Source organism: Weissella sp. DD23 (genome assembly GCF_001579105.1).
Taxonomy (GTDB): Bacteria; Bacillota; Bacilli; order Lactobacillales; family Lactobacillaceae; genus Weissella; species Weissella cibaria.
This window is the reverse complement of record NZ_KQ970392.1, coordinates 307,631-311,218: the sequence shown is the minus strand read 5'-3', so window position 1 is coordinate 311,218 and position 3,588 is coordinate 307,631. Positions and strand designations below refer to the sequence as shown.

Annotated in this window: 4 protein-coding genes; all 4 read right to left on the bottom strand. The window is 44.6% G+C overall.

Annotated elements, in window-relative coordinates:
* Positions 1-623 (bottom strand): hypothetical protein (locus WEIDD23_RS13535; RefSeq protein ID WP_197458822.1); only part of this gene is annotated, 623 nt, incomplete at its 3' end.
* Between the two features lie 290 nt (positions 624-913).
* Complete coding sequence (locus WEIDD23_RS05780; protein WP_010371345.1) at positions 914-1,450, bottom strand: phosphoribosyltransferase; 537 nt, start codon at positions 1,448-1,450, stop codon at positions 914-916.
* 3 nt (positions 1,451-1,453) lie between these two features.
* Complete coding sequence (locus WEIDD23_RS05775) at positions 1,454-2,746, bottom strand: adenylosuccinate synthase (RefSeq protein ID WP_010371348.1); 1,293 nt, start codon at positions 2,744-2,746, stop codon at positions 1,454-1,456.
* A gap of 228 nt (positions 2,747-2,974) precedes the next feature.
* Positions 2,975-3,588: cation transporting ATPase C-terminal domain-containing protein (locus tag WEIDD23_RS05770; RefSeq protein WP_197458821.1), on the bottom strand; the 614-nt coding region annotated here is incomplete at its 5' end.

Here is a 3,588-nt window from a genome sequence, read left to right as displayed (position 1 = left end):
ACGAAGGTATAACCTTCACGGGTTGGTGCAACCGGCAAACTCTCGGTAGCCAATGTTTCATTCTTAAGCGCTTCGACCGTTGCGGTTGACACACCATCCGCGAAGGAGCCAGCACCGGCGTTAAATGTAACTGTCGACGTTTGCTGGATTGGAATGAAAAGCTTAATGTTTAGCGTGCCACGTAGATGGTTAAAGCCATAGAAGGCAGATTTAATTTGGACGTTAGCCGTATAACCGGTCACTTTCTTACCATTTTCAAGCAATGTCACTTTCGGTGCTTTCTTTAGTTGATCCATGTTGAGAGCCGGTCCGTGTGGATGCAAAGTTTGTGGTTTACCTAGTCCGGTAATGGTATATGCACCAACACCCTTCAACTTATACGAACTAAGTAATTGCGTCATCGTATCGAAAGTAATTGGCTTTGATGAATCTGCCACTAAATACTTAGGCACCTTAATACTGATGTGCTTATTAGTAATCGTCTTAAATGATTGCTTGTGGCAAAGTCGCAACATTGGATAATGCATATGCGCACTGGCTGTCGGTGCTTCAATTGCACCATATGCGGTTCCGCCCAAGGCACCAAGGCAAAGCAACGTGATGGCAGTCTTCTTAATCGTCATGATAAATTCCTTTCTAAAATCGTTCAAAAAATAGCTGTAGTTCGTTAATACAAGGACAGTGTAAATCCAGGAAAGTTCATAAACAAAAATAAGAGACCAAATTCACGAAACGTTTACAAACACTACGAACATAGACATAAAATAGCCACATTTCCCATTAATCCATTAATTATTGCTGGCTAATGCAAAATAACCCTAACCAGCCGATCTGACCAGTTAGGGTTATCCCTTGAAACCGCATGATACCGCGGTTTCTTTCACTTAATTTACTTCTCTAAAATCTTAGTCGCTTAATCTTTGACTTCAAGCACCGCAACGTAAGGTAGATTACGGTGGTGGTTGTTATAGTCCATCCCATACCCGACGAGGAACTCGTTAGGTACCTTCGCGCCAATAAAGTCTGGTGTCACACCACCAGCTGAGGCATCTTCACGCTTATCAACAGCAACCGCAATCAGAACCCGTGCGGCCCCACGCTCTTCGAAATCATGTTTCAGATAGCGCAATGTTAATCCTGAATCGATTACTTCATCGAGGATAACGACCGTGCGACCAGTTAAATCGACTTTCAAATCACGCTGGATGGTAATACGTCCCGTCGATGCATTCCCATCATAACTCGACACATCAATGTAGTCCGTTTCAACATCGCGACCAACTGCTCGTAGCAAATCAGCCATCCAGATGTATGCACCTTTCATCACGCCCACAAATACAGGACGCTCAACGTCTGCCGTTGCGGCGTTGATTTCAGCGGCGACGCGTTCCACCATTGCCGCAATTTCTTCAGTTCCTAAAACAGTCCGTTGTAACGTCATTGTTGGCATGATTTATCCCTCGTTCCAGATATCAAATAGAATAATCGTTTGTTCGTTTGATGGCCCAACCGCAAAGGTATAGAGTGGCACTCCAATCAATTCTTCCACGCGCTTCAAGTAAGCTTCCGCATTTGCTGGCAACTCTTCACGTGTCTTAACTTGTGTAATGTCTTCATCCCAGCCAGGTAGCTCTTCATAAACTGGCGTCACGCGACGGACATCCGCCAAACTCGCTGGATAATGTTCAATGCGTTGACCATCTAATTCGTACGCGACGGCAATCTTAAGCGTCTTCAGGCCTGACAAAACGTCTAATGAATTCAAAGACAAGTGCGTGAAACCACCAATGCGGGCCGCGTGACGTAGTACCACCGTGTCCAACCAACCAATTCGACGTGGTCGCTTGGTCACAACACCATACTCATGACCAACTTCACGAATTGTGGCCCCAACTTCATCAAACAGTTCCGTTGGGAATGGGCCATCCCCAACGCGTGATGTGTAGGCCTTGGCAACCCCTACAACGCGATCAATCTTAGTTGGCCCGATACCGGCACCAATCGTTGCACCACCACCAACTGGTGATGATGATGTTACATAGGGATACGTCCCGTGGTCAATGTCCAGCATTGCGCCTTGCGCCCCTTCAAGAAGCACTCGCTTATCCGCATCCAAATATTCATTCACGATAACCGTCGTATCTGTAATGTATGGTCGTAATGCGTCGCCATAACCCGAGAATTCGGCAACCAATTCATCCAAATCTAATGGGGCATGGTTATAAATCTTCTCAAGAAGTTCATTCTTCTCAGCCAAGACGGTTGTTAAGCGTTCGCGGAGCACGTCTTCATCAAGCAAATCTACGACACGAATTCCTGTACGTGCAGCCTTATCCATGTAAGTTGGCCCAATACCACGACCCGTTGTACCAATTTTACCGTCACCCTTCTTAGCATCGGCTAGTTGATCAATCAAAATGTGGTATGGAAAAATGACGTGCGCGCGGTCTGAAATGCGCAGGTTGTCAGTTGTAACACCTTTATCTTGAATAGCACGTAATTCCTCCAAGAGCGCCTTGGGGTTCACAACTGAACCATTACCAATTACCGCCAAACGAGCTGGGTTAAAGATTCCTGATGGAATTGCTGATAATTCAAATTTTTGTCCATTCACGTAAATCGTGTGGCCAGCGTTGTTTCCACCTTGGTAACGAACAACCATGTCTGATTCCTGTGCGATGAAGTTCGTGATCTTACCCTTTCCTTCATCTCCCCATTGACTACCAACTACTACGATTCCTGCCATGATGGCCTCCCTTTTGCGTTAAATGCGCGAAAACACGAACATTTAAAAACGTTTTATCACAAAAACTATTGTATCAACTAACATTTTTGTTTTCAATGCTTTCACGACACAAAGTTCGACTTTTATTTAAATAAGTCGTCACTGAATAATTTTTATTCGTCTTTTTAATTAACCCTGCTTACTTATTTAAAATAAAAAGACGATATACCGAAGTATATCGCCTGATTGTTATTGTATTTTACGATTGTTCATCTTAATCACTTCCCAAATAATATTCGGAATTATCGATAGAATAATCGTCAATAGCCATTGACCAACCGTCAACGGCATAAAGTGGAAGATGTCTTGGGTCACGGGTACCGTTACAACTAAGATAGTTAACACCAATGACAGAAGCGCCATCATCACCAAACTCCGGTTAGCTGAAAACTTCACGCGGAACATCGAAGCATCACTGCGAATATTAAAGACGTGCAAGATTGATGAAATTGACAAGACGATAAACGCCATGGTGTGCCCCGCTGAATTATTGTCTGTGTAAACGCCGTATCCCTGCGCTGCTAATGTAATCAACGCAAACAAAATGGCGTTAAAAGCAATGCGAAGTCCTAAGCCGTGGGCAAAGACGCTTGCCCGAGGGTTAACTGGCTTATCCCGCATCACATCACCATGGGGTGGTTCCTTAGCAAGCGCAAAGCCTGGTAGTCCATCGGCCACCAAATTAATGAACAATAGCTGGGCGGCCATCAATGGACTACCCCAACCCAAAATCATGGCAACCACAATGACAATAATTTCGGACATATTGGCACTCATCAGGAAGTTAATTGTCTTACGGATAT